The organism is Bacillus sp. MC1252 (assembly GCF_056838025.1).
Map to the genome: position 1 here is coordinate 150,931 of NZ_CM166369.1, position 24,098 is coordinate 175,028.

General features: G+C 44.1%; 25 protein-coding genes, 2 tRNA genes and 3 rRNA genes. 27 read left to right on the forward strand and 3 right to left on the reverse strand.

The genetic code is table 11. The annotated features are described in order from the left end of the window. The first annotated feature begins 158 nt into the window (after positions 1-158). The 16 genes from infA (at position 159) to ACYH0L_RS00925 (ending at position 10,618) form a co-directional block, all read left to right on the forward strand. Entirely contained in the window at positions 159-377 is a 219-nt protein-coding gene (gene infA / locus ACYH0L_RS00850) for a translation initiation factor IF-1 (protein WP_003178377.1), read from the forward strand. A gap of 31 nt (positions 378-408) precedes the next feature. Next, positions 409-522: a 50S ribosomal protein L36 gene (gene rpmJ / locus ACYH0L_RS00855; protein ID WP_003156543.1), complete on the forward strand. Its 114-nt coding sequence runs from the start codon at positions 409-411 to the stop codon at positions 520-522. A 21-nt stretch (positions 523-543) separates the two neighbouring features. Continuing rightward, entirely contained in the window at positions 544-909 is a 366-nt protein-coding gene (gene rpsM / locus ACYH0L_RS00860; RefSeq protein WP_003217023.1) for a 30S ribosomal protein S13, read from the forward strand. Between the two features lie 20 nt (positions 910-929). After that, the gene (rpsK, locus tag ACYH0L_RS00865; protein WP_008356548.1) at positions 930-1,325 is read left to right on the forward strand and encodes a 30S ribosomal protein S11; all 396 of its coding nucleotides are present in this window, start codon (positions 930-932) and stop codon (positions 1,323-1,325) included. A gap of 175 nt (positions 1,326-1,500) precedes the next feature. After that, the gene (locus ACYH0L_RS00870) at positions 1,501-2,445 is read left to right on the forward strand and encodes a DNA-directed RNA polymerase subunit alpha (protein WP_034323191.1); all 945 of its coding nucleotides are present in this window, start codon (positions 1,501-1,503) and stop codon (positions 2,443-2,445) included. Positions 2,446-2,520: 75 nt separating this feature from the next. Further along, complete coding sequence (gene rplQ / locus ACYH0L_RS00875; RefSeq protein ID WP_003216944.1) at positions 2,521-2,883, forward strand: 50S ribosomal protein L17; 363 nt, start codon at positions 2,521-2,523, stop codon at positions 2,881-2,883. A 124-nt stretch (positions 2,884-3,007) separates the two neighbouring features. Then, on the forward strand, positions 3,008-3,850 hold the full coding sequence (locus ACYH0L_RS00880; protein WP_256499217.1) for an energy-coupling factor ABC transporter ATP-binding protein: 843 nt from the start codon (positions 3,008-3,010) through the stop codon (positions 3,848-3,850). Beyond that, positions 3,826-4,695, forward strand: a complete 870-nt coding sequence (locus ACYH0L_RS00885; RefSeq protein WP_256499218.1) for an energy-coupling factor ABC transporter ATP-binding protein — start codon at positions 3,826-3,828, stop codon at positions 4,693-4,695. The genes ACYH0L_RS00880 and ACYH0L_RS00885 overlap by 25 nt, the downstream gene beginning before the upstream one ends. Continuing rightward, positions 4,692-5,489, forward strand: coding sequence for an energy-coupling factor transporter transmembrane component T family protein (locus tag ACYH0L_RS00890; RefSeq protein ID WP_099728183.1), 798 nt, complete (start codon positions 4,692-4,694; stop codon positions 5,487-5,489). Before ACYH0L_RS00885 ends, ACYH0L_RS00890 begins: the two co-directional genes overlap by 4 nt. Before the next feature lie 11 nt (positions 5,490-5,500). Continuing rightward, complete coding sequence (truA, locus tag ACYH0L_RS00895; RefSeq protein WP_482354256.1) at positions 5,501-6,244, forward strand: tRNA pseudouridine(38-40) synthase TruA; 744 nt, start codon at positions 5,501-5,503, stop codon at positions 6,242-6,244. A 163-nt stretch (positions 6,245-6,407) separates the two neighbouring features. Continuing rightward, complete coding sequence (gene rplM / locus ACYH0L_RS00900) at positions 6,408-6,845, forward strand: 50S ribosomal protein L13 (protein ID WP_099728181.1); 438 nt, start codon at positions 6,408-6,410, stop codon at positions 6,843-6,845. A 20-nt stretch (positions 6,846-6,865) separates the two neighbouring features. Then, positions 6,866-7,258 (forward strand): 30S ribosomal protein S9, encoded by a 393-nt coding sequence (gene rpsI, locus ACYH0L_RS00905; RefSeq protein WP_034283876.1) that lies wholly within the window; start codon positions 6,866-6,868, stop codon positions 7,256-7,258. A 297-nt stretch (positions 7,259-7,555) separates the two neighbouring features. Beyond that, positions 7,556-8,080, forward strand: coding sequence for a GNAT family N-acetyltransferase (locus ACYH0L_RS00910; protein ID WP_482354257.1), 525 nt, complete (start codon positions 7,556-7,558; stop codon positions 8,078-8,080). A 97-nt stretch (positions 8,081-8,177) separates the two neighbouring features. Then, complete coding sequence (locus ACYH0L_RS00915; RefSeq protein ID WP_482354258.1) at positions 8,178-8,924, forward strand: amidohydrolase family protein; 747 nt, start codon at positions 8,178-8,180, stop codon at positions 8,922-8,924. A gap of 31 nt (positions 8,925-8,955) precedes the next feature. Continuing rightward, positions 8,956-9,429 carry a GNAT family N-acetyltransferase gene (locus tag ACYH0L_RS00920; protein WP_482354259.1) on the forward strand — a complete coding sequence of 158 codons (474 nt, stop codon included), beginning with the start codon at positions 8,956-8,958 and terminating at the stop codon, positions 9,427-9,429. A 109-nt stretch (positions 9,430-9,538) separates the two neighbouring features. Beyond that, a complete protein-coding gene (locus ACYH0L_RS00925) occupies positions 9,539-10,618 on the forward strand; it encodes a serine hydrolase (protein WP_230031682.1) in 1,080 nt (359 codons plus the stop codon). 37 nt (positions 10,619-10,655) lie between these two features. Here ACYH0L_RS00925 and ACYH0L_RS00930 read toward each other — a convergent pair whose 3' ends face one another. Then, positions 10,656-11,225, reverse strand: coding sequence for a DUF4825 domain-containing protein (locus ACYH0L_RS00930; RefSeq protein WP_099728176.1), 570 nt, complete (start codon positions 11,223-11,225; stop codon positions 10,656-10,658). 148 nt (positions 11,226-11,373) lie between these two features. Between ACYH0L_RS00930 and ACYH0L_RS00935 the strand changes: the two genes are divergently transcribed. The 3 genes from ACYH0L_RS00935 (at position 11,374) to ACYH0L_RS00945 (ending at position 13,751) form a co-directional block, all read left to right on the forward strand. Beyond that, positions 11,374-11,817 (forward strand): DUF2521 family protein, encoded by a 444-nt coding sequence (locus ACYH0L_RS00935; protein WP_256499223.1) that lies wholly within the window; start codon positions 11,374-11,376, stop codon positions 11,815-11,817. A 58-nt stretch (positions 11,818-11,875) separates the two neighbouring features. Continuing rightward, the gene (gene cwlD / locus ACYH0L_RS00940) at positions 11,876-12,589 is read left to right on the forward strand and encodes an N-acetylmuramoyl-L-alanine amidase CwlD (protein WP_099679383.1); all 714 of its coding nucleotides are present in this window, start codon (positions 11,876-11,878) and stop codon (positions 12,587-12,589) included. 103 nt (positions 12,590-12,692) lie between these two features. Next, a complete protein-coding gene (locus ACYH0L_RS00945; RefSeq protein WP_099728174.1) occupies positions 12,693-13,751 on the forward strand; it encodes an Mrp/NBP35 family ATP-binding protein in 1,059 nt (352 codons plus the stop codon). 41 nt (positions 13,752-13,792) lie between these two features. On the opposite strand, the gene gerD is transcribed toward ACYH0L_RS00945, so the two are convergent. Next, positions 13,793-14,377, reverse strand: coding sequence for a spore germination lipoprotein GerD (gerD, locus tag ACYH0L_RS00950; protein ID WP_099728173.1), 585 nt, complete (start codon positions 14,375-14,377; stop codon positions 13,793-13,795). Between the two features lie 90 nt (positions 14,378-14,467). Between gerD and ACYH0L_RS00955 the strand changes: the two genes are divergently transcribed. Then, positions 14,468-15,070 (forward strand): KinB-signaling pathway activation protein, encoded by a 603-nt coding sequence (locus tag ACYH0L_RS00955; RefSeq protein ID WP_249705086.1) that lies wholly within the window; start codon positions 14,468-14,470, stop codon positions 15,068-15,070. Here the strand turns inward: ACYH0L_RS00955 and pdaB are convergent. Continuing rightward, positions 15,063-15,827, reverse strand: coding sequence for a polysaccharide deacetylase family sporulation protein PdaB (gene pdaB, locus ACYH0L_RS00960; RefSeq protein ID WP_249705087.1), 765 nt, complete (start codon positions 15,825-15,827; stop codon positions 15,063-15,065). The genes ACYH0L_RS00955 and pdaB overlap by 8 nt on opposite strands. 375 nt (positions 15,828-16,202) lie before the next feature. Here pdaB and ACYH0L_RS00965 point away from each other — a divergent pair. The 7 genes from ACYH0L_RS00965 (at position 16,203) to ACYH0L_RS00995 (ending at position 24,063) form a co-directional block, all read left to right on the forward strand. Next, positions 16,203-17,751: ribosomal RNA gene (locus tag ACYH0L_RS00965) — 16S ribosomal RNA — on the forward strand. A 182-nt stretch (positions 17,752-17,933) separates the two neighbouring features. After that, positions 17,934-20,864, forward strand: a 23S ribosomal RNA gene (locus ACYH0L_RS00970). Between the two features lie 61 nt (positions 20,865-20,925). Next, positions 20,926-21,041, forward strand: a 5S ribosomal RNA gene (gene rrf / locus ACYH0L_RS00975). The 16S, 23S and 5S rRNA genes sit together here with 2 tRNA genes alongside, the layout of an rRNA operon. A 42-nt stretch (positions 21,042-21,083) precedes the next feature. After that, positions 21,084-21,158: transfer RNA gene (locus ACYH0L_RS00980), tRNA-Asn, on the forward strand. Position 21,159: 1 nt separating this feature from the next. Next, positions 21,160-21,232, forward strand: a tRNA-Thr gene (locus tag ACYH0L_RS00985). Positions 21,233-21,596: 364 nt separating this feature from the next. Then, the gene (locus ACYH0L_RS00990) at positions 21,597-23,036 is read left to right on the forward strand and encodes a SulP family inorganic anion transporter (RefSeq protein ID WP_249704814.1); all 1,440 of its coding nucleotides are present in this window, start codon (positions 21,597-21,599) and stop codon (positions 23,034-23,036) included. A 61-nt stretch (positions 23,037-23,097) separates the two neighbouring features. Beyond that, positions 23,098-24,063, forward strand: coding sequence for a bile acid:sodium symporter family protein (locus tag ACYH0L_RS00995; protein WP_249704813.1), 966 nt, complete (start codon positions 23,098-23,100; stop codon positions 24,061-24,063). Positions 24,064-24,098: the final 35 nt, after the last annotated feature.

Sequence of the window (24,098 nt, forward strand, 5' to 3'; positions counted from 1 at the left end):
AAAAAATATCAATCATTTAACCTTTTATGATTGCGTATCTCCGGAAGTTCAGAACAGTATATTCAAAACAGGTCGGGTGATAGATGGACATTGAGTTGATCTCATTTGGACATTTATCAGAGAGCAAGTTACTGATTTGAAGAAGGGAGAACACTTGAATGGCGAAAGACGATGTAATTGAAGTGGAAGGTACTGTAGTTGAAACTTTGCCAAATGCAATGTTCAAAGTTGAACTAGAGAATGGTCATACAGTTTTGGCTCATGTATCAGGAAAAATCCGTATGCACTTCATTCGCATTTTACCTGGAGACAAAGTTACGGTAGAATTATCTCCATATGACTTAACTCGTGGTAGAATTACGTACCGTTACAAATAAAGCAACTCCGGAAGAAGGAGGTTGGAAACACATGAAAGTGAGACCATCTGTTAAACCTATCTGTGAAAAATGTAAAGTGATTCGCAGAAAAGGAAAAGTAATGGTGATCTGTGAAAACCCAAAACATAAACAAAAACAAGGCTAATAACAAGGAGGTGCCCAAATCATGGCTCGTATTGCTGGTGTAGATATTCCACGTGATAAGCGTGTTGTCATTTCTTTAACATATGTTTTTGGAATTGGTCGTACGACTGCTCAACAAGTCCTTAAAGAAGCAGGTGTTTCTGAAGACACTCGCGTTCGCGATCTAACTGAAGACGAACTTGGTAAAATCCGTGATATCATTGACAAACTTAAAGTAGAAGGTGACCTTCGTCGTGAAGTTTCACTTAACATTAAGCGTCTAATTGAAATCGGAAGCTACCGCGGAATCCGTCATCGCAGAGGACTTCCTGTTCGTGGACAAAACACAAAAAACAACGCGCGCACTCGTAAAGGTCCGCGTCGTACTGTAGCTAACAAGAAAAAATAAGTAAAGGAGGTAGTTAAAGAATGGCTGCTGCTCGTAAATCAAATACGCGTAAACGTCGCGTGAAAAAGAATATTGAAGCTGGAATCGCTCATATCCGTTCCACTTTCAACAACACGATTGTAACGATTACTGATGTTCATGGAAACGCAATTTCTTGGTCAAGTGCTGGTGCATTAGGATTCAGAGGTTCTCGTAAATCTACTCCTTTCGCTGCACAAATGGCTGCTGAAACTGCTGCTAAAGGTTCTATCGAACATGGTCTTAAAACACTTGAAGTAACTGTTAAAGGTCCTGGTTCTGGTCGTGAAGCTGCAATTCGTGCGCTTCAAGCTGCAGGTCTTGAAGTTACTGCAATCAGAGACGTAACTCCAGTTCCTCATAACGGATGCCGTCCACCAAAACGTCGCCGCGTGTAATTTGTTTGTATAGATTTTGTGTCCCTGTCAATAATGGGTTATGATACAGTTATTTATGAGACGAATACACGACTCGTTGCCTGAGCACATACGGGACTAAACAATGAGGAATTTCGGATGGAATCTCATATGATTCTATTCGAGGTTTCGACGTTTTGAAGGAGGGTTTTATTAGATGATCGAAATTGAAAAACCAAAAATCGAAACGGTTGAAATCAGCGACGATGCCAAGTATGGCAAGTTTGTCGTAGAGCCACTTGAGCGTGGATATGGTACCACTTTAGGGAACTCCCTTCGTCGTATCCTTTTATCCTCACTTCCTGGTGCAGCTGTAACATCGATCCAGATAGATGGTGTCTTACACGAATTCTCAACGATCGAAGGCGTGGTTGAAGATGTTACAACGATTATCTTAAACATTAAAAAGCTTGCACTCAAAATCTACTCTGAAGAAGAGAAGACGCTTGAAATTGATGTACAAGATGAAGGTACTGTAACAGCTGCTGATATTACACACGACAGCGATATTGAAATCTTAAATCCAGATCTTCACATCGCAACTCTTGGCAAGAATGCGAGCTTCCGTGTTCGCTTAACTGCACAAAGAGGTCGCGGGTATAGTCCTGCTGATACAAACAAAAGAGACGATCAGCCAATCGGTGTGATTCCGATCGACTCAATCTATACACCTGTATCTCGTGTGACTTATCAAGTGGAGAACACCCGTGTTGGGCAAATCACAAACTATGATAAACTAACACTAGATGTATGGACTGATGGAAGCACGGGACCGAAAGAAGCGATCGCTCTAGGTTCTAAGATTTTAACTGAACACCTTAATATTTTCGTTGGGTTAACTGACGAAGCTCAGCATGCAGAAATTATGGTTGAGAAAGAAGAAGACCAAAAAGAAAAAGTGCTTGAAATGACAATTGAAGAGCTTGATCTTTCTGTTCGTTCTTACAACTGTTTGAAGCGTGCGGGTATTAACACTGTTCAAGAGCTTGCTAACAAGACAGAAGAGGATATGATGAAAGTTCGTAACCTTGGACGTAAATCTCTTGAAGAAGTGAAAGCGAAACTAGAAGAACTTGGACTGGGTCTTCGTAAAGACGATTGACTAGTTTCATTGTGAACTAGGATTTTCGTGTGTTTTTTATTCATACAGCATCTCTAATTAAGGAGGGGACATCACATGGCATACAGAAAGCTAGGACGCACTAGTGCACAACGTAAAGCAATGCTTCGTGACCTAACGACTGATTTGATCATCAACGAACGCATCGAAACAACTGAAACACGTGCGAAAGAACTTCGCTCTGTAGTTGAAAAAATGATCACTCTTGGCAAACGCGGAGATCTTCATGCTCGCCGTCAAGCTGCAGCTTACATTCGTAACGAAGTAGCTAACGCTGAAACAAACCAAGATGCACTTCAAAAATTGTTCGCTGACGTTGCAACTCGCTACGAAGATCGCCAAGGTGGATACACTCGTATCATGAAGCTTGGACCTCGTCGCGGCGATGGCGCACCAATGGCTGTCATTGAATTAGTTTAATCATATAGCGTGTATCTAAGAAAGGGCGGGACAGTTCATAACTGGATCTATGCCCTTTTTTAGATACTACGGCTTTTTAGCAATAAGCAAAGAAGAGGTTGAGCTGAGAGGAGGTCCGGTAGAGATGGGGAAGACATTAATTGACGTAAAGGACATTGTATTTCGTTATCACAAAGATGCGGACAAGCCCGCTTTAGATCAAGTGTCATTGCATGTGAATCAAAATGAATGGCTCGCCATTGTTGGTCATAACGGTTCAGGTAAATCCACACTTGCCCGTGTGCTGAATGGGCTCATTTTACCGGATGCTGGAACGGTCAAAGTTGGTGAGATTGAGCTAAAAGAAGAGAGTGTTTGGGATATTCGCAAAAAGGTCGGAATGGTCTTTCAAAACCCAGATAACCAATTCGTTGGCTCGACGGTTCGTGATGATGTGGCTTTTGGTTTAGAAAATAATGGGGTTGAGCGGGAATTGATGATAGAACGTGTAGATTGGGCTGTCAAACAGGTCAATATGCTGGAGTTTCTTGATCAAGAGCCGCACCATCTATCAGGCGGGCAAAAGCAGAGAGTCGCCATTGCAGGTGTGCTTGCCGCAAGCCCTGACATCATGATCTTGGATGAAGCAACATCAATGCTTGATCCGATTGGCCGGGAAGAAGTGTTAGAGACTGTTAGACTGCTGAAGGAACAAGGAACGGTCACAGTCATTTCCATCACACATGATTTAGACGAGGCTGCGAAGGCAGATCGCGTCATTGTGCTGAATGGTGGGAAGAAATTTGCCGAGGGAACACCAGAAGAAGTATTTGAACTAGATGAACAGCTGGTTCAAATTGGACTTGATCTTCCATTTTCCTACCGGTTAAGCAAGCAATTGAAGCAGCAAGGTGTGCCGCTTGCAAATGCCCATTTGACACAAGAAGGATTGGTGAAAGAGCTATGGACATTACGATCAAAGAATTAGAGCATCGTTATCAAATGAAAACGCCGTTTGAGCGTCTCGCTTTGTATGATGTCAATGCTACCATCAAAGAAGGCAGCTATGTCGCTGTCATTGGTCATACGGGCTCTGGCAAATCCACATTGCTGCAGCACTTAAATGGATTACTCAAACCGACAAAAGGAAGCATTGCACTTGGAGATACAGTCTTACAAGCCAACAAAAAGCAGAAGGATTTGAAATCCCTCCGGAAAAAAGTAGGCATCGTGTTCCAGTTTCCTGAGCATCAGCTCTTTGAGGAGACCATCCTTAAGGATATCTGCTTTGGTCCAATGAATTTCGGCGTTCCTCAGGAGAAGGCAGAAGCGAAGGCGAAGGAGATGCTGAAGCTTGTAGGCCTTTCTGAATCCTTATTATCTCGATCACCCTTTGAATTAAGCGGCGGTCAAATGAGACGTGTGGCGATTGCGGGTGTTCTAGCGATGGAGCCAGAAGTGCTTGTACTTGATGAGCCGACTGCAGGGTTAGATCCACGCGGGCGCAAAGAAATCATGGACATGTTTTATGAGCTTCATCAGAAAGCAAACCTCACCACGATTTTGGTTACACACAGTATGGAGGATGCAGCCCATTATGCGGATCAAATGATTGTGATGCATAAAGGAACAGTGAAGGCGACAGGTACGCCGAGAGAATTGTTTGCCAATCGTACAGACATGTCTTCTTTTGGTCTCGATCTCCCAGAAACGATTAAATTCCAGCAGGCTGTAGAAGAAAAGCTGGGCATCACGTTTCCAAGGCCGCTTCTGACCATGGATGAAATGACAGAAGCCTTAACAGCTTTTTATCAGGAGGACACGACATCATGATGGATAGTATGATTATCGGCAAATATGTGCCAGGTTCATCCTTTGTCCATCGTCTTGATCCAAGGACAAAGCTGTTATCAATTTTCTTTTTCGTTTTTATTGTCTTTTTTGCTAATAACTACATCACTTACGGGCTTTTAGGTGTTTTTACGATCCTTGTGGTGATGGTTTCACAGGTGCCGCTTTACTTTATTCTCAAGGGAATGAAGCCGATCCTATGGATTGTCCTGTTTACCTTTATTCTGCATATTTTCATGACAAAGGATGGCGCCTTGCTATTTCACTTTGGTTTTCTGAATATTTATGAAGAGGGTTTAAAGCAGGGGATCTTCATTTCACTGCGTTTTGTGTATCTTATTATGATGACGACACTTCTTACGTTAACCACAACGCCAATAGAAGTGACGGACGGTATGGAGAAGCTGCTGCATCCGTTCCGTAAAATCAAACTGCCTGTTCATGAACTTGCCCTCATGATGTCCATCTCTCTTCGATTTATTCCGACTTTACTAGAAGAGACAGACAAAATCATGAAAGCACAAATGGCAAGAGGTGTTGATTTTACAAGCGGACCTCTAAAGGATCGTTTGAAAGCGATCGTTCCTTTGCTTGTCCCGCTTTTCGTCAGTGCGTTTAAGCGTGCGGAGGAATTGGCGACCGCTATGGAAGCGAGAGGCTACCGCGGGGGAGAAGGGCGCACGAAATACCGCCAGCTTGTCTGGGGCATGAAAGACACGTTTACGATGCTTCTATTCATCTTGTTAACGGCACTTCTTGTACTTTTGAGAAATTAGGTGATTCCTAGATGAAGGTAAAATGTACCGTATCATACGATGGAACACATTTTAAAGGCTATCAGGTGCAGCCTGGGCAGCGAACCGTTCAGACGGAGATTGAGTCAGCTCTTGCAAGAATGCATAAACAGGAGGAATTGATTCCGATTGTGGCTTCCGGCCGTACAGACAGCGGTGTCCATGCCATGGGGCAGGTCATCCACTTCGACACCCCGCTCTCGATCCCGATGGAGAGATGGCCTTTTGCCCTCAACAGCTTGCTGCCTGATGATATCCGTGTTCTAAAGGCTGAGAAAGTGGATGAGTCGTTTCATGCACGGTTTCATGTCGTTTCGAAGGAGTACCGTTATAAGGTCTCTACTGAAACGCATCAAAATGTGTTCACGAGACAATACGCCTGCCACTATCCTTACCGGCTGGATGTCGAAAAAATGAAAGAAGCTGCTGGACACTTGATTGGCACACATGACTTCACAAGCTTTTGTGCGGCCAATACGGAGGTTCAGGACAAGGTGAGGGATATTTACACCCTCGAGTGGGAAAACGTCTCAGACGGGCTTGAAATGCGTGTGAGAGGAAATGGCTTTTTATACAACATGGTGCGGATTATCGCTGGAACGTTACTTGAAATCGGATCTGGTAAATTTCACCCTGAGGAGATCAAAGCCATGCTTGCCGCCCGAAATCGCGAAGCGGCAGGCAGGACTGCGCCTAGTCACGGACTGTATTTATGGGAAGTTTTCTATGACAACTAAACCAGGTGTAACATGTTCTTGACACAGGAAGCAGAAAGTTATAAGATATCATATGGTATGTATTTCAACCCCACAAATAAGCCCCGGAAACTTATTGTGTTTTGAAATAGAACGTAGCATTTGATTCAAGGAAAAATCATTGATTTATTTAGGAGGGAAACTCATGCGTACAACACCAATGGCGAACGCAAGCACAATTGAGCGCAAATGGCTAGTTGTTGATGCGGCAGGCAAGACTCTAGGTCGTCTTTCTACTGAAGTAGCATCACTTTTGCGCGGTAAGCACAAACCAACTTATACACCACACGTTGATACAGGTGATCACGTCATCATCATCAACGCTGAGAAAATCGAATTAACAGGTAAGAAATTGACGGACAAAATTTACTACCGTCACACGATGCACCCAGGTGGTTTGAAACAAAGAACTGCTCTTGAGATGCGTACAAACTACCCTGAAAAAATGTTGGAGCTTGCTATCAAAGGTATGCTTCCAAAGGGTCCACTAGGTCGTCAAATGTTCAAAAAATTAAATGTGTACCGTGGTGCTGAGCATCCACATCAAGCACAACAACCTGAAGTTTACGAACTTCGCGGTTAATTATAAGGGAGGTTAACAATTTGGCACAGGTTCAATATTACGGTACAGGTCGTCGTAAAAGTTCTGTAGCGCGCGTTCGCTTAGTTCCAGGTGAAGGCCGTATCGTCGTTAATAATCGTGAAATTACTGAATACATTCCATTCGCTGCTTTAATCGAAGACGTGAAACAGCCTTTGAACATCACAGAAACAGCTAACAGCTACGATGTTCTTGTAAATGTTCACGGTGGTGGATTCTCTGGTCAAGCTGGAGCAATTCGTCACGGTATCTCTCGTGCTCTTCTAGAAGTAGATCCTGAGTACCGTACACCACTTAAACGTGCTGGACTTCTTACTCGTGACCCTCGTATGAAAGAGCGTAAGAAATACGGTCTTAAAGGCGCACGTAGAGCTCCTCAGTTCTCGAAACGTTAATCAATTTTATATTGTATGGACGTTTTACAAAGGTTTGTTACAGACAAACCATATAACAAAAGCATCAGCATCTTGCTGGTGCTTTTTGATTTGTGATTTTTTATGTGATTGATATTTTTTGTCTCATCCACTTAAATACATATACAATATTTATATTAGGTCATGGAAAGTTTTCTGTTCAAAACTTTAAATTGTAATCGCTCTCTCCTTTTGGTGATAAGCATTCTAGAAATTTTTAGCCCTATCTATTTTCTTTAATTTTCAATCACGAAAAACGATTTTTATGGAGGATGTCATATGAATCTAACAACAGAAAGGTGTCTCATTCGTAGATTTACTTATGATGATTGGCAGGATGTTTATGCATATACATCTGATGCAACTGTTATGAAGTATATTCCGGAAGGCGTATTCTCTAAGGAAGATGCAAAGAAATTTGTCAAAAATAATAGTCATGAAAATGCTAAGAATTTCGCTGTCCTATTAAAAGAAGATCATACATGCATCGGACATATGGTGTTCCATCCATACTTTGGTGATCACACATATGAAATTGGGTGGGTCTTCAATCCTAAATACCAAAACAAAGGCTATGCATCTGAAGCGGCTTATTCCGTATTATATCATGGATTTAAAATAATGAATTTACATAGGATCATCGCCACTTGTCAGCCTGAAAATATCCCTTCGTGGAGAGTGATGGAAAAATTGGGGATGAGAAGAGAGGGTTATTTTAAAAAGTGTATACCCCAAGGAAATGAGTGGTGGGATGAGTTTTACTATGCTATCTTACAAGAGGAATGGCACGCAAAGAAGGATTGATAAGTTTTCATCATATGAAGTGATTCATCATCCAAAATATTCTCTGGCTTTTTAAATTGATATAATCAGGTCAACTAAGCAGAAGAGGGGCGCGGTCATGAGGATCTTTGATGCACATTTTCATATCATTGATTTTGATTTTCCCATTCAAGAAAACCAAGGATATACACCGCCGAGTTATGTGGTGAATGATTATAGAAGAGAGACGGCTGATTTGGGGATTTTAGGTGGAGCGATTGTTTCGGGGTCATTTCAGGGATTTGACCAAGGCTATTTGTTGAAAGCGCTAGGTGAAATGGGGACGGCTTTTTGCGGCGTGACTCAATTGCCGTATACGGTGACCGATGATGAAATTATTCGATTGGATCAACATGGGGTAAAGGCGCTACGTTTTAACGTGAAGCGAGGCGGTTCGGAAGATATATCAAAGCTCGATTACTTTGCCAGAAGAGTGCATGAGCTGGTGGGGTGGCATAGTGAGCTCTATATTGATTCTAAGTATCTGCCTGACATGTCATCTATGCTCGAAAAGCTGCCGTCCGTTTCAATTGATCACTTAGGCTTATCTGAAGAAGGCTTACCGCATTTGCTGCATTTGGTGGACAAAGGGGTTCGCGTGAAAGCAACGGGCTTTGGGCGTGTCGATTTAAACGTTGAACATGCATTGACGTCTATCTATCAAACGAACCCTGATGCACTGATGTTTGGTACAGACCTTCCATCCACAAGGGCGAAGCGTCCATTTGAATACGGTGATGTTGAGTTGATTCAACAGCTTTTTGATGAAAAAGCATCTGATCAAATCTTATATAAGAACGCACATCATTGGTATTTTGGTCAATGAGTTCCACTTCATTTCATAGGAGGTGTGTTCATTGGATTTAAGTCAACTGACTTGTAGAGAAGCCACGCGGGAAGATCTTGACAAGATCGTCTTCATGCTTTCAGATGACATGTTAGGTCAAAAAAGAGAGCGTTACACTCGCCCATTATTAGAAAGCTATATGAAAGCCTTTCATTTTATAGATGCAGATCCAAATATTGAACTCATTGTTGCGTGTGATCAGGAAGAAGCAGTCGGTGTTCTCCAGTTAACCATGACGCCATTTCTTACACATCAAGGAGGTTGGAGAGCATCAATAGAAGGAGTTCGTACGGCTTCGACCCATAGAGGGAAAGGAGTCGGCACGCTGCTCATAAAATGGGCCATTCAACGTGCAAGCGACCGCGGCTGTCATATGATTCAACTGACAACAGACAAACAGAGACCAGATGCACGCCGTTTTTACGAAAAGTTGGGGTTTGAAGCTACGCATGATGGGATGAAGCTGCATCTTCTTCGTCTATAATTACACCAAAAAAGCAAAGGGATTCACAAGCCTTTGCTTTTTTGTGCCTTCATTTCAAATATTTGTTATATTTATTGTGTAAATCCTCTGTTATTTGGAAAGGAGAAACATGTTACTCAAAATCGGTCTAGTTGTCCTAGGTGTGGTCATACTTTACGTGGTCATTCAAATCTTGCTGTATAAAAGAGATATGAAGAAAACGAAGGAAGATCTTTTGACATTTGTCACAAAAAACAAAAAGGACGTATCAGTGACAATCATTGAAAATGATGATGTGGTGTTAGAGTGGAATGCTGATCAAAAAACGCCACTTGCAAGTACGGTGAAATTAGTGGTTTTATTTCATTTTGTCAAAGCTGTATCCAGCGGCGACATCAAGCTAGATGAAAAAGTGGCGTTGTCTGATGTAGAGCGGTTTTATATTGATAGAACAGACGGTGGTGCACACACATACTGGCTGGAGGTCAATGATTTTTCTGAGCATGTGACTTTATTAGATGTCGCCAAAGGGATGATGCAAGTCAGTTCGAATGCTTGTACGGATTATTTGATTGACCGGCTGGGCTTAGAGAAGATCAATGATCGGATGAAACAAGCAGGTCTTACAGAACATGATGAACTCATGCCAGTTACCCCAAAGCTTTTGTGGTCATCCTATGTATCTGATCATCGGCGGGATGCATTAAAGCAAATGAGCGGTGTATCCCATGAACAATACAAATCTCTGATGATTGAGATTTTTAATATCATGAAAAATGACCCAGAGCAAAAAAAGGCGTTAGAAGAAAAGATGAAGAAAAAGAACTTATTAAGCTGGCGTATTCAATCATTACTGACGCAAAAGATGACAAAGTCTACTACCAATGAATATGCACATTTTATGAAACGTCTGCATGATGAGCTGTTAACAAAAGAAGAAAAGAGTCTTTTTAGTCAAATTGTGCTGGGAGAAACATTGAAGACGGAAAAAGATCAATATCTTTGGTATAAAGGCGGTTCAACATTGTTTGTTTTCACAGCTGCTTTATATCGAAAAACGGATACATCATCGATATCCATTTCTCTTTTTATCAATGATCCGAAAGCGAATCATTCTCACTGGATGGGGGGAGTATTCAATGAATTTATGCTTACTGCAGCAGTGGATCAAAGTTTTCGACAACGATTGATTCAAGCTTTCACTACATAATCATCAAAAAAACAGAGGGAGATTCCCCTCTGTTTTATTATTTCTGCATTGGAAACGTGTTGTATACATCTTGGCGTTTTTCTTTCGACTTCACAACTCCATCTACAAGCTCCTTCTGCCAAAGTGCTGTATCGTCTTTGTACGATTTAAAAGAGTGAGGAAGCTTTTTTTCTAGCTGCTGTCTTTTGAACGTGACGGAAGGCTCGTCACTTGAGTTCATCTTGAGGGTTACCTGCTCTACGTTATCGACAAGAATAAAAAGTGCGATTGCATTGTATAAATACGTTTTTTCAATTGTGTCCTTTTGATCAAACCAGTATGCGTCAAATTGTTTTTCGGTGTAATCGGCATTCTCTTTAACCCCATATGTCACTTTTAATGCTTTTCCATCGACGATTTCAAATTCTCGAATCACGCCTCCAGGAAGGTTTGATAAAATTTCGTGAATTGCTGAGTTGTCACCAAGATACGTGTTTTTGTGCTTGGAGAGCTGTTTTAAGGATATGTCTTCTATTCCTTCGATGTCGCTCTCTTTCTCGGCGGCTTGACTGCTGCATGCGGATAGAATGACTGTCAATAGCAGCAGGATATACATCCATTTCTTCATTTATTTTTGCCCCTTTACCATTCTTTCTATAATCAAAAGCCCATTTTATCACAATTTTCCATTCAGGTTGACCACTGATTTTCCATTTACTGAACTGCATGTTTTGTTCAAAGCAACGAACAATACAAAGAAAAAAGGAGTTCAGTCCATGGCAGAAGTGCTTTCATTTTATCAATTGAAAACAAAACGAGATGTCGCGCTTGAAAAGAAGCTGTTGCGTACATTGTCTCTTCAAAAGGTGACAGCCGCTTCGGAGAAATTCACGAAGAAGCTGTTTCCGTTTGCTGATGATCCAGCCGGTATGATGAGTGACGGCTGTATTGATTTCGCAATTGAAGCTTTTTTAGCCGGTGGAAGATACGGTGAGTTAAGTAAGTACGGAGAATCGTTCGATAATATTAAGAAGCGGTCATCCCAGGAGGATGATGAGCTGATTGAGGAGTTGACTGGTTGTTTGCAATCGTGGGGAAATATGTTCCGAATGGAGCGAAAGACGTCATGTCTGTATCCATTTGCCAAAGAGTTTTTAAACATGTGGTGGCAGGAAGGCTTTCGAGAATCAGAAAAAAGACATAAGCTTCGGCTGCACTAAGCATATTTCCAGCACTTGTCCCATATCTATAAAATAATGGTGTATGGGAGGGACAGGGATGAAAAGAAAGCTGAAGTGGACAGGGTTTTTAATTGGGTTTATTGTCCTCTTATTCTTATTCAGATTTCAATTTCTAAATGATGATTCATGGAAATCGTGGAATTTGCCTCTAAGTGGGAAGATCATCTATTTAGATCCGGGTCACGGCGGTCCAGATGGCGGGGCTGTAGGTGGAGAGCTGCTTGAAAAAGAGATTGCACTGGATGTGTCCATGAAGATACGTGACTATTTGCAGGAGCAGGGAGCGCTTGTTCTCATGACCCGGGAGGATGATTCTGATCTATCATCAAAGAATACAAAGGGATATGCCCGTAAGAAAGCGGAGGATTTGAGAAACCGTGTGAAAGCCATCAATGAGTCTGAAGCGGATCTCTATTTAAGCATTCATTTAAATGCGATTCCATCGAACAAATGGAGCGGGGCGCAAACGTTTTTTTACGGAAAGTATGAAGAGAATGAAAAGGCAGCGAAGTTCATTCAAGATGAATTGCGCAACAACCTCGAAAACACAGATCGAAAAGCGAAGCGGATTAACGGCATTTATTTAATGCAAAATGTCACGAAGCCAGGAGCCCTTGTAGAAGTCGGTTTCCTCTCTAATCCGAAGGAGGCTAGTCAGCTGGCAACACCTAAGTATCAGGATCAAATTGCTGCCTCCATTTATAAAGGAATTCTGAGATATTTAACAGAGCAAAAAGAGCCGCCTGAATAAGGGGCTTTTTCCTTTTGATCGCAGGCAAACAGGACAGACATTGTAAGGATATGTATGATATACTTGGATTGTAAACGAATTCAATAAAGGGTGAGGTTCTGCTATGATCGGACAAGATGATGTGAGAAAATTAGTTGGGAAGATGGACGAACCTTTCCTTCATATACCGCTTGGCGAGCTGGATGCCATCAAGGAAATCAGCCTAAAGCCTGAAAAAGAGCATGTAAGCTTAAAAGTGGCCATTGCTAAAACAGGCACTGCTGAGCAGATGAAGCTGCAGCAAGAAATCGTACAAGCCTTAAAAGCGGCAGGCGCTAATACAGTAGGACTTCGTTTTGAAGAACTGCCTCAGGAAACGCTTGAAAAGTTTATGCCATCACAAGATGAGGAAGAAAACCTGCTCAACTCTAAAAATCCGCCTGTATTCTTAGCGATTGCGAGTGGAAAGGGTGGCGTTGGGAAATCAACGGTTTCCGTCAACCTTGCTGTAGCACTGGCTCGTCTAGGGAAAAAAGTCGGACTGATTGATGCTGATATTTACGGCTTTAGTGTACCGGATATGATGGGGATTACCGTCAGACCAACGGTTAAAGGGGAAAAAATTATACCTGTGGAACGCTTTGGCGTCAAAGTGATTTCAATGGGCTTTTTTGTTGAAGAAAATGCACCGGTCATTTGGAGAGGGCCGATGCTTGGTAAAATGTTAAATAACTTCTTCCACGAAGTCGAGTGGGGAGAATTAGATTACTTATTATTAGATCTTCCACCTGGAACGGGAGATGTGGCGCTGGATATTCATACAATGCTTCCAAGCTGTAAGGAGATCATTGTGACAACACCCCATCCAACGGCTGCTTTCGTTGCTGCTAGAGCAGGTGCAATGGCACTGCAAACAGATCACGAGGTGCTTGGGGTCGTTGAGAATATGAGCTATTACCAAAGCAAAAAAACTGGTGAAAAAGAATATGTCTTTGGAAAAGGCGGCGGGGACAAGCTGGCTGAAGAGCTGCGTGTGTCGGTCCTTGGCCAAATTCCTTTAAGACAGCCTGATTGGAATGAAAATGATTTTGCGCCGTCTGTCTATGAGGCGAGTCATCCGACAGGAGAAGTGTATCAACACATTGCCAATCGAGTGATTGAACAATTAGCAGTAAAAGCATAATGAAAGCCCGAGTGGATCTTATGCCACTCGGGTGATGATTTTTAACTGCCGCTTCCTTGGTCTTGTGAACCGGAATCACTGCTGCTTTCAGATGCTGCCTTTTTCAGCTCATCTTCGAATTTCTTCTTATAAAGAGGGCTGCTTAATGTTTCTGTAATGACTTTTTCTAAGTGCTTTCTGAACTCTTTGCTTTTGACCAGTTCACCGTATTTCTTTTCCATCTCAGGATCCTTGAGAATATCCATCATCAGCTGTTGATAGTCAGGGTCCTTCATTAACTGTTTTAACATCTTTTCATGCTGTTGCTGCATGGATTTTGCGAAAGTCTCGGCAAATTTAGAATCCTCAAAGACCTTCTTCCAGAACTCTTTGCCTTTATCAGAAGTCAGTGTTTTCTCTATCGTTTTTTTCACAGTTTGTTCATCCATTACCAAAGCTTCATTCATTGCCTCGTCATTTAATAACTGTTGAATGGCCTTTTTACCGTCATCTGTCTTCAAAATATCGACGACCATTTTCTTTGTTTCGTCATAGTCCATATTAGATGAGGATTGGGTTTTGGGAGCACAAGCTGTTAGAGATAAAAGAAGAAAACAGCTCATTATACGCAAGATGCCTTTTGACATACTGTGGCTCCTTTCGTTACATGTCTTACTTTTAATATGAATGTTTCACGTGAATTTATACATAACAAAAATAGGGGTTGGATCAATTCAATGAAAAGTCGGGATTTAGTTCGTTTTTTCTTCTCTGTGCTAGCTGTTGGAGCGGTCATGACAAGCGTGGTAGGCTTTGCGCTGGAGTGGGGGAAGTATCAGAAGCTGTTTGTATCGTTTGAAATTCTAGAGATCGCATCTGTGTTGTTTTGGTTCATTGGTGTGGGGATGATCTTTAGTGTGATTAGTCAGATGGGATTCGTCGTCTTCTTAACTGTGCACCGATTTGCACTTGAGATTTTCCGGTCACATTCTTTATGGAATACCATTCAGCTGTTTCTTGTGATTTTTGTACTGTTTGATTTAGCCTATTTGCGATTTCTGTTTTTCGGGGAGAATGAATCATTTCTTCCATACTTATGGCTGCCTGTCTTTATCGGTGTGTTTGCATTGATTGTGGCTTATTATAAACAGAAGCAGTCCTCTAAGAAAACATTTATTTCCGCAATGTTTCTCATGGTCGTCATCACGTCGTTAGAGTGGTTCCCGGCGCTCAGAGTCAATGAAGAGGACTGGCTGTATTTAATGCTTTTCCCGCTATTAAGCTGTAATGCGTTTCAGCTGTTAGCTATGCCACGGTTTTCAAAGGCAAAAGCTACTTAACTTCCGTTGACTTTGTTTTTGTATTAGAGATAAGCTCGCCAACCGTGACATTCTTTAAATTCTTTTCTTTTAAGTGTTTCAAAATAGCTGGTAAGGCTTGAGCGGTTTGGGTCGCTGAATCCGAGGCGTGAAGGAGAATGATGTCTCCGCTTTTCATTCGATCATTTACATTTTGAACAATCTGGTCGACGCCCGGGTTCAGCCAATCCTGTGAGTTGATGCTGTAATGTACAACGGAATAGCCGTACTGTGTTGCAATTTTCAATACTGTTTCATTAAATTGTCCAGTTGGCGGTCTTAATAGTTGAATATCATCTAGTCCAAGCTTTTGAAAGGTATTTTGTGCCCTGACAAGATCCTGCTTGATTTCGCTTTCTTCAAGCTGGCTATAATTTTTATAAGCATAGCCAAGGCTGCCGATTTGGTGTCCGTCCTCTCTAATACGATTCACGATATCAGGATGACGTTCAGCCCAAGAAGCAGACAGAAAGAAAGTGGCGTTCTTTATACCGTACTCTCGAAGGACATTCAAAATAGGAACGGCCTTCTCATCTCCCCAGCCAATATTAAAAGTAAGAGAGGTATGTTTTGATGAAGTCTCTCCTTTATAAATCGCTCGGGGTCCATGTTCTGTTTTAAATACCGACAGCGGCGGTGCCTTTTGTACATAAAAAAAGGTTGCAGCTGCAAGGGCTGCTACAAGAATAATGACAACTTGCTTCAGCCGTTTAATAGGCAACACATATAATCGACTCAATTCAAACACTCCTGCCTTGTCCAAGATTGTTACTTGATTGTATGCAGGACAAGGGTTTGACATGCACAATAAAACTATTTCAAAAAAAGTTTTGAAAAGGCGTTGACCAATAGAATATTTTCGTGATATATTATTAATCGTCGCTGACACACAGTGACAAACACAAAACGCTTCGGGAAATAAACTTGAAAAAAGTTGTTGACATAAGATGAAGCGAAATGTTATATTATTAAAGCCGCTAAGAACAGCGAAGATGATCTTTGAAAACTAAACAAGACAAAACGTACCTGTTAATTCGAGTTTTTATAAAAAATCCTATGATACATCATAGGTAGTCAGTCAAACTGACGAAAAACGAAACTTCGGTTTTGTTCTTTTTCGGAGAGTTTGATCCTGGCTCAGGACGAACGCTGGCGGCGTGCCTAATACATGCAAGTCGAGCGGACAGAAGGGAGCTTGCTCCCGGATGTTAGCGGCGGACGGGTGAGTAACACGTGGGTAACCTGCCTGTAAGACTGGGATAACTCCGGGAAACCGGAGCTAATACCGGATAGTTCCTTGAACCGCATGGTTCAAGGATGAAAGACGGTTTCGGCTGTCACTTACAGATGGACCCGCGGCGCATTAGCTAGTTGGTGGGGTAATGGCTCACCAAGGCAACGATGCGTAGCCGACCTGAGAGGGTGATCGGCCACACTGGGACTGAGACACGGCCCAGACTCCTACGGGAGGCAGCAGTAGGGAATCTTCCGCAATGGACGAAAGTCTGACGGAGCAACGCCGCGTGAGTGATGAAGGTTTTCGGATCGTAAAGCTCTGTTGTTAGGGAAGAACAAGTGCGAGAGTAACTGCTCGCACCTTGACGGTACCTAACCAGAAAGCCACGGCTAACTACGTGCCAGCAGCCGCGGTAATACGTAGGTGGCAAGCGTTGTCCGGAATTATTGGGCGTAAAGGGCTCGCAGGCGGTTTCTTAAGTCTGATGTGAAAGCCCCCGGCTCAACCGGGGAGGGTCATTGGAAACTGGGAAACTTGAGTGCAGAAGAGGAGAGTGGAATTCCACGTGTAGCGGTGAAATGCGTAGAGATGTGGAGGAACACCAGTGGCGAAGGCGACTCTCTGGTCTGTAACTGACGCTGAGGAGCGAAAGCGTGGGGAGCGAACAGGATTAGATACCCTGGTAGTCCACGCCGTAAACGATGAGTGCTAAGTGTTAGGGGGTTTCCGCCCCTTAGTGCTGCAGCTAACGCATTAAGCACTCCGCCTGGGGAGTACGGTCGCAAGACTGAAACTCAAAGGAATTGACGGGGGCCCGCACAAGCGGTGGAGCATGTGGTTTAATTCGAAGCAACGCGAAGAACCTTACCAGGTCTTGACATCCTCTGACAACCCTAGAGATAGGGCTTTCCCTTCGGGGACAGAGTGACAGGTGGTGCATGGTTGTCGTCAGCTCGTGTCGTGAGATGTTGGGTTAAGTCCCGCAACGAGCGCAACCCTTGATCTTAGTTGCCAGCATTTAGTTGGGCACTCTAAGGTGACTGCCGGTGACAAACCGGAGGAAGGTGGGGATGACGTCAAATCATCATGCCCCTTATGACCTGGGCTACACACGTGCTACAATGGACAGAACAAAGGGCTGCGAGACCGCAAGGTTTAGCGAATCCCATAAATCTGTTCTCAGTTCGGATCGCAGTCTGCAACTCGACTGCGTGAAGCTGGAATCGCTAGTAATCGCGGATCAGCATGCCGCGGTGAATACGTTCCCGGGCCTTGTACACACCGCCCGTCACACCACGAGAGTTTGCAACACCCGAAGTCGGTGAGGTAACCTTTATGGAGCCAGCCGCCGAAGGTGGGGCAGATGATTGGGGTGAAGTCGTAACAAGGTAGCCGTATCGGAAGGTGCGGCTGGATCACCTCCTTTCTAAGGATATATGGAGCAGCGTGCGTTTTGGTCTTGTTTAGTTTTGAAGGATCATACCTTCAAAACATGTCTCTAGCGAGACAGGATTGTTCTTTGAAAACTAGATAACAATAAGTAATACATTCACATTGAATGCAATGCAAAGTTCATCACACATAGTGATTCTTTCTAAAGTAAGAAATGGTTAAGTTAGAAAGGGCGCACGGTGGATGCCTTGGCACTAGGAGCCGATGAAGGACGGGACGAACACCGATATGCTTCGGGGAGCTGTAAGCAAGCTTTGATCCGGAGATTTCCGAATGGGGAAACCCACTGCTCGTAATGGAGTAGTATCCATACTTGAATACATAGAGTATGAGAAGGCATACCCGGGGAACTGAAACATCTAAGTACCCGGAGGAAGAGAAAGCAAATGCGATTCCCTAAGTAGCGGCGAGCGAAACGGGAACAGCCCAAACCAAGAGGCTTGCCTCTTGGGGTTGTAGGACACTCTATACGGAGTTACAAAGGAATGATATAAGCGAAGAGGTCTGGAAAGGCCCGCCAGAGAAGGTAACAGCCCTGTAACTGAAATGTCATTCCCTCCAGAGTGGATCCTGAGTACGGCGGAACACGTGAAATTCCGTCGGAATCCGGGAGGACCATCTCCCAAGGCTAAATACTCCCTAGTGACCGATAGTGAACCAGTACCGTGAGGGAAAGGTGAAAAGCACCCCGGAAGGGGAGTGAAATAGATCCTGAAACCGTGTGCCTACAAGTAGTCAGAGCCCGTTAACGGGTGATGGCGTGCCTTTTGTAGAATGAACCGGCGAGTTACGATCCCGTGCAAGGTTAAGCAGAAGATGCGGAGCCGCAGCGAAAGCGAGTCTGAATAGGGCGCATGAGTACGTGGTCGTAGACCCGAAACCAGGTGATCTACCCATGTCCAGGGTGAAGTTCAGGTAACACTGAATGGAGGCCCGAACCCACGCACGTTGAAAAGTGCGGGGATGAGGTGTGGGTAGGGGTGAAATGCCAATCGAACCTGGAGATAGCTGGTTCTCTCCGAAATAGCTTTAGGGCTAGCCTCAAGGTAAGAGTCTCGGAGGTAGAGCACTGATTGGACTAGGGGCCCCTACCGGGTTACCGAATTCAGTCAAACTCCGAATGCCGATGACTTATCCTTGGGAGTCAGACTGCGAGTGATAAGATCCGTAGTCGAAAGGGAAACAGCCCAGACCGCCAGCTAAGGTCCCAAAGTATACGTTAAGTGGAAAAGGATGTGGAGTTGCTTAGACAACCAGGATGTTGGCTTAGAAGCAGCCACCATTTAAAGAGTGCGTAATAGCTCACTGGTCGAGTGACTCTGCGCCGAAAATGTACCGGGGCTAAACGTATCACCGAAGCTGCGGACTGTTCTTACGAACAGTGGTAGGAGAGCGTTCTAAGGGCTGTGAAGCCAGACCGGAAGGACTGGTGGAGCGCTTAGAAGTGAGAATGCCGGTATGAGTAGCGAAAGACGGGTGAGAATCCCGTCCACCGAATGCCTAAGGTTTCCTGAGGAAGGCTCGTCCGCTCAGGGTTAGTCGGGACCTAAGCCGAGGCCGAAAGGCGTAGGCGATGGACAACAGGTTGATATTCCTGTACCACCTCCTCACCATTTGAGCAATGGGGGGACGCAGGAGGATAGGGTAAGCGCGGTATTGGATATCCGCGTCCAAGCAGTTAGGCTGGGAAATAGGCAAATCCGTTTCCCGTAAAGGCTGAGCTGTGATGGCGAGCGAAATTTAGTAGCGAAGTTCCTGATTCCACACTGCCAAGAAAAGCCTCTAGCGAGGTGAGAGGTGCCCGTACCGCAAACCGACACAGGTAGGCGAGGAGAGAATCCTAAGGTGATCGAGAGAACTCTCGTTAAGGAACTCGGCAAAATGACCCCGTAACTTCGGGAGAAGGGGTGCTTCTTAGGGTGTTAAAGCCCCGAGAAGCCGCAGTGAATAGGCCCAGGCGACTGTTTAGCAAAAACACAGGTCTCTGCGAAGCCGTAAGGCGAAGTATAGGGGCTGACGCCTGCCCGGTGCTGGAAGGTTAAGAGGAGCGCTTAGCGTAAGCGAAGGTGCGAATTGAAGCCCCAGTAAACGGCGGCCGTAACTATAACGGTCCTAAGGTAGCGAAATTCCTTGTCGGGTAAGTTCCGACCCGCACGAAAGGCGCAACGATCTGGGCACTGTCTCAACGAGAGACTCGGTGAAATTATAGTACCTGTGAAGATGCAGGTTACCCGCGACAGGACGGAAAGACCCCGTGGAGCTTTACTGCAGCCTGATATTGAATGTTGGTACAGCTTGTACAGGATAGGTAGGAGCCTTGGAAACCGGAGCGCTAGCTTCGGTGGAGGCATCGGTGGGATACTACCCTGGCTGTATTGACCTTCTAACCCGCTGCCCTTATCGGGCAGGGAGACAGTGTCAGGTGGGCAGTTTGACTGGGGCGGTCGCCTCCTAAAATGTAACGGAGGCGCCCAAAGGTTCCCTCAGAATGGTTGGAAATCATTCGCAGAGTGTAAAGGCACAAGGGAGCTTGACTGCGAGACCTACAAGTCGAGCAGGGACGAAAGTCGGGCTTAGTGATCCGGTGGTTCCGCATGGAAGGGCCATCGCTCAACGGATAAAAGCTACCCCGGGGATAACAGGCTTATCTCCCCCAAGAGTCCACATCGACGGGGAGGTTTGGCACCTCGATGTCGGCTCATCGCATCCTGGGGCTGTAGTCGGTCCCAAGGGTTGGGCTGTTCGCCCATTAAAGCGGTACGCGAGCTGGGTTCAGAACGTCGTGAGACAGTTCGGTCCCTATCCGTCGCGGGCGCAGGAAATTTGAGAGGAGCTGTCCTTAGTACGAGAGGACCGGGATGGACGCACCGCTGGTGTACCAGTTGTTCTGCCAAGGGCATCGCTGGGTAGCTATGTGCGGACGGGATAAGTGCTGAAAGCATCTAAGCATGAAGCCCCCCTCAAGATGAGATTTCCCATTCCGCAAGGAAGTAAGATCCCTGAAAGATGATCAGGTTGATAGGTCTGAGGTGGAAGCGTGGTGACACGTGGAGCTGACAGATACTAATAGATCGAGGACTTAACCTATATTCTAATGTGAAGCATGAACGTTGTTATCTAGTTTTGAGAGAACATTCTCTCCATCAGGTTTGGTGGCGATAGCGAAGAGGTCACACCCGTTCCCATACCGAACACGGAAGTTAAGCTCTTCAGCGCCGATGGTAGTTGGGGGTTTCCCCCTGTGAGAGTAGGACGCCGCCAAGCTTTTTGTTTATATCCTTCCAATGGAAGAAGTTACTTTATCATTCCGCAGTAGCTCAGTGGTAGAGCTATCGGCTGTTAACCGATCGGTCGTAGGTTCGAGTCCTACCTGCGGAGCCATGCTTCCATAGCTCAGTAGGTAGAGCACTTCCATGGTAAGGAAGAGGTCAGCGGTTCGAGCCCGCTTGGAAGCTTTCCTCTAATAATAATGGTAAATCTTAAGGTTTCTCGATGATGAGAAGGCTTTTTTTGTTTGTTTTAAATTAAATTGAACTCGCTCGATTACGAGTAGACTGATGTAAATAGAAAAATGAATGGATCGATATGAATGGAATATTTTTGTATTAGCTTTCTATATAACCCCTCTTTTTGTTCTTGATTCTTCAGCTGATTTCTTTTATTCTTACTAAAGTGATAAAAGCCTCTCTAACAAAAGACTCTGTACGTTCCTCTTTTTCCCCGAAAGTGAAGTGTTGTTTGTTTTTCCTTTCTTTATCTCCAGGTTTCGTTGTTCTTCTATTTCGATGTACGGTATGTATATAAAAAGGAGTAGATGGTTTGAAAGATTTATTTGTAAAGCAAGAATGGTTTGGATATGTGCGCCAGGATGTATTGGCGGGTATTTTAGTGGCCCTGGCTTTGATTCCTGAGGCCATTGCGTTTTCGATTATTGCGGGCGTTGATCCGAAGATCGGATTGTATGCTTCGTTTTGTATTGCGATTGTGATTTCGTTTGTTGGTGGACGGCCAGGCATGATTTCAGCTGCTACAGGTGCAATGGCCCTGGTCATGGTTAACTTGATTGCAGACCATGGATTGCAGTATTTGTTTGCAGCTACGATTTTAACAGGTCTGATTCAAATTGTATTTGGGTTGTGCCGTGTTTCTCGATTGATGAAATTTATTCCTAGGTCCGTGATGGTAGGTTTTGTGAATGCATTGGCGATTATGATCTTCATGGCTCAGCTTCCACATTTCGTTGGAGAATCAATGGCTATGTTTATGATGACAGGTGGTGCTTTGCTGATCATTTATGTATTGCCGATGATCACAAAAGTAATCCCTTCTCCACTCATTGCGATTATTGTGATAACGATGATTGCTGTATTTGGGCATATTGATGTCAGAACGGTCGGAGATATGGGAGAGCTTCCTAGTTCTTTGCCTGCTTTTCTTATCCCAAATGTGCCGTTTAGCTGGGAGACACTTGCTATCATTTTTCCTTATTCTTTAGCACTTGCGATGGTTGGTTTACTTGAATCTCTTTTAACAGCACAGATTGTAGATGATATGACGGAGACGTCTAGTCGTAAAAACAAAGAAGCGAGAGGCCAAGGAATCGCCAATGTGGTTGCGGGATTCTTTGGAGGTATGGCTGGGTGTGCGATGATTGGTCAATCTGTGATTAATACAAAGGCTGGCGGAAGAGGCCGGCTTTCTACCTTTGTAGCAGGTGCATTTTTAATGGTGCTGATTTTTGTATTGGGTGATGTGGTGGTTCAAATTCCGATGGCTGCTCTTGTGGCTGTGATGATCATGGTTTCGATTGGTACCTTTGATTGGAGTTCATTCCAGCAGCTAAAAAAGAACCCGAAAACAGATTCTATTGTGATGCTTGTCACGGTCGTGACTGTGGTGTTGACTCATGATTTATCAAAGGGTGTTTTTGCAGGTGTGCTGCTTAGTGCGGTTTTCTTTGTGGCTAAAATATCAAAGCTTCATATTACCTCTACAGAAAGCCAAGCAGGTACTTGGGTTTACCGAATTAAGGGGCAAATTTTCTTTGCTTCAGTCACTGACTTGATTTCAGCATTCCATCAGGGGAAAGATCTTCAATCCGTTGTGATTGATTTGTCTGAAGCGCGTATATGGGATGAATCAGGCGTGGCAGCAATTGAACGTGTGAAGGAAAAATATCGAGCAGCTGGTGTGCAAGTAGACGTAGTTGGAATGGATACATCTAGTCAAAAGCTTGTGAAGCAGGTGATGGGTTCTTAAAAAGGTCTTTCTGTTTGTTACAATAGAAAAGAGAAGAAAGTGAAGGATGGGGGTGGCCGGCATGCTTATGCGTTTGAACCAAGTGCTCGGCCGGATGATGCCGCTCATTACGCCTATTAGTGTGTTAATTGGTGTATTATTGGCGGCCTATTTAAAGGATTTTGCGTTTTTGGTGCCATGGGTATTTGCCGTTATGACATTTGCAGGGAGTTTGTCTGCTTCTTTTTCAGCTTTAAAGCATACGGTGATGCACCCATTGCCTTTGATTTTATCGTTTATGATTTTGCATGTATTGATGCCCCTTTATGCTTGGTCAGCGGGGCATTTGATATTTGCGGGTGATTCCATGACGATCACCGGCTTGACACTTGCGATGGTGATTCCGACAGGTGTTTCTAGTTTAATATGGGCGGCGATGTATAAAGGAAATGTTGGGTTAACCTTATCCATCATTTTAATTGATACACTGCTTTCGCCAATTATCGTGCCAGCCAGCCTGTCACTCTTCGTCGGTACACAGGTTCATATGGATATTGTGGCCATCATGAAAGGGTTGTTTGGTATGGTGGTGCTTCCATCTATTTTAGGAATGCTCGTTCATCAGTTTGCAAAGCCAGCGGTGACGAAAACGATCAGCCAGACCCTATCACCTTTTTCAAAAATAGGCTTGTTTGTTGTGGTCTCGATTAACAGCTCTGTTGTCGCTCCATACTTGCGTGAACTGGATGCCGCCATTTTTAGTAAAGCAGCGATTGTGTTTCTCATTGCGATGAGTGGATATGTCTTTGCATGGTTGATTGGAAAGGCGATGAAATGTACTCAAGGGGAGATTGTGGCCATTGTGTATACAGGTGGCATGCGAAATATTAGTGCGGGAGCTGTACTTGCCACTAGCTTTTTCCCGCCTGCTGTCGCTGTCCCTGTTGTGATTGGCATGCTGTTTCAGCAAGTGCTTGCTGCCTTGTTTGGTTTTTTACTCAATCGTTTTGAGCTGAAAACACCTGCTATGACTAAATCTTTATCATGAAAAAACCTCCATCTCAAAGTATGGAGGTTTTTTGC

What these genes read in the sequence shown, in the direction of transcription:
- ACYH0L_RS00890 (WP_099728183.1), top strand. Translation starts at nt 4,692, where the DNA reads ATGATGGATAGTATGATTATCGGCAAATATGTGCCAGGTTCATCCTTT.
- rpsM (WP_003217023.1), top strand. Translation starts at nt 544, where the DNA reads ATGGCTCGTATTGCTGGTGTAGATATTCCACGTGATAAGCGTGTTGTC.
- rplQ (WP_003216944.1), top strand. Translation starts at nt 2,521, where the DNA reads ATGGCATACAGAAAGCTAGGACGCACTAGTGCACAACGTAAAGCAATG.
- ACYH0L_RS00925 (WP_230031682.1), top strand. Translation starts at nt 9,539, where the DNA reads ATGTTACTCAAAATCGGTCTAGTTGTCCTAGGTGTGGTCATACTTTAC.
- ACYH0L_RS00915 (WP_482354258.1), top strand. Translation starts at nt 8,178, where the DNA reads ATGAGGATCTTTGATGCACATTTTCATATCATTGATTTTGATTTTCCC.
- ACYH0L_RS00870 (WP_034323191.1), top strand. Translation starts at nt 1,501, where the DNA reads ATGATCGAAATTGAAAAACCAAAAATCGAAACGGTTGAAATCAGCGAC.
- cwlD (WP_099679383.1), top strand. Translation starts at nt 11,876, where the DNA reads ATGAAAAGAAAGCTGAAGTGGACAGGGTTTTTAATTGGGTTTATTGTC.
- rpmJ (WP_003156543.1), top strand. Translation starts at nt 409, where the DNA reads ATGAAAGTGAGACCATCTGTTAAACCTATCTGTGAAAAATGTAAAGTG.
- rplM (WP_099728181.1), top strand. Translation starts at nt 6,408, where the DNA reads ATGCGTACAACACCAATGGCGAACGCAAGCACAATTGAGCGCAAATGG.
- ACYH0L_RS00885 (WP_256499218.1), top strand. Translation starts at nt 3,826, where the DNA reads ATGGACATTACGATCAAAGAATTAGAGCATCGTTATCAAATGAAAACG.
- ACYH0L_RS00995 (WP_249704813.1), top strand. Translation starts at nt 23,098, where the DNA reads ATGCTTATGCGTTTGAACCAAGTGCTCGGCCGGATGATGCCGCTCATT.
- rpsK (WP_008356548.1), top strand. Translation starts at nt 930, where the DNA reads ATGGCTGCTGCTCGTAAATCAAATACGCGTAAACGTCGCGTGAAAAAG.
- ACYH0L_RS00945 (WP_099728174.1), top strand. Translation starts at nt 12,693, where the DNA reads ATGATCGGACAAGATGATGTGAGAAAATTAGTTGGGAAGATGGACGAA.
- ACYH0L_RS00935 (WP_256499223.1), top strand. Translation starts at nt 11,374, where the DNA reads ATGGCAGAAGTGCTTTCATTTTATCAATTGAAAACAAAACGAGATGTC.
- ACYH0L_RS00955 (WP_249705086.1), top strand. Translation starts at nt 14,468, where the DNA reads ATGAAAAGTCGGGATTTAGTTCGTTTTTTCTTCTCTGTGCTAGCTGTT.
- gerD (WP_099728173.1), bottom strand. Translation starts at nt 14,377, where the DNA reads ATGTCAAAAGGCATCTTGCGTATAATGAGCTGTTTTCTTCTTTTATCT.
- ACYH0L_RS00930 (WP_099728176.1), bottom strand. Translation starts at nt 11,225, where the DNA reads ATGAAGAAATGGATGTATATCCTGCTGCTATTGACAGTCATTCTATCC.
- infA (WP_003178377.1), top strand. Translation starts at nt 159, where the DNA reads ATGGCGAAAGACGATGTAATTGAAGTGGAAGGTACTGTAGTTGAAACT.
- truA (WP_482354256.1), top strand. Translation starts at nt 5,501, where the DNA reads ATGAAGGTAAAATGTACCGTATCATACGATGGAACACATTTTAAAGGC.
- ACYH0L_RS00910 (WP_482354257.1), top strand. Translation starts at nt 7,556, where the DNA reads ATGAATCTAACAACAGAAAGGTGTCTCATTCGTAGATTTACTTATGAT.
- ACYH0L_RS00880 (WP_256499217.1), top strand. Translation starts at nt 3,008, where the DNA reads ATGGGGAAGACATTAATTGACGTAAAGGACATTGTATTTCGTTATCAC.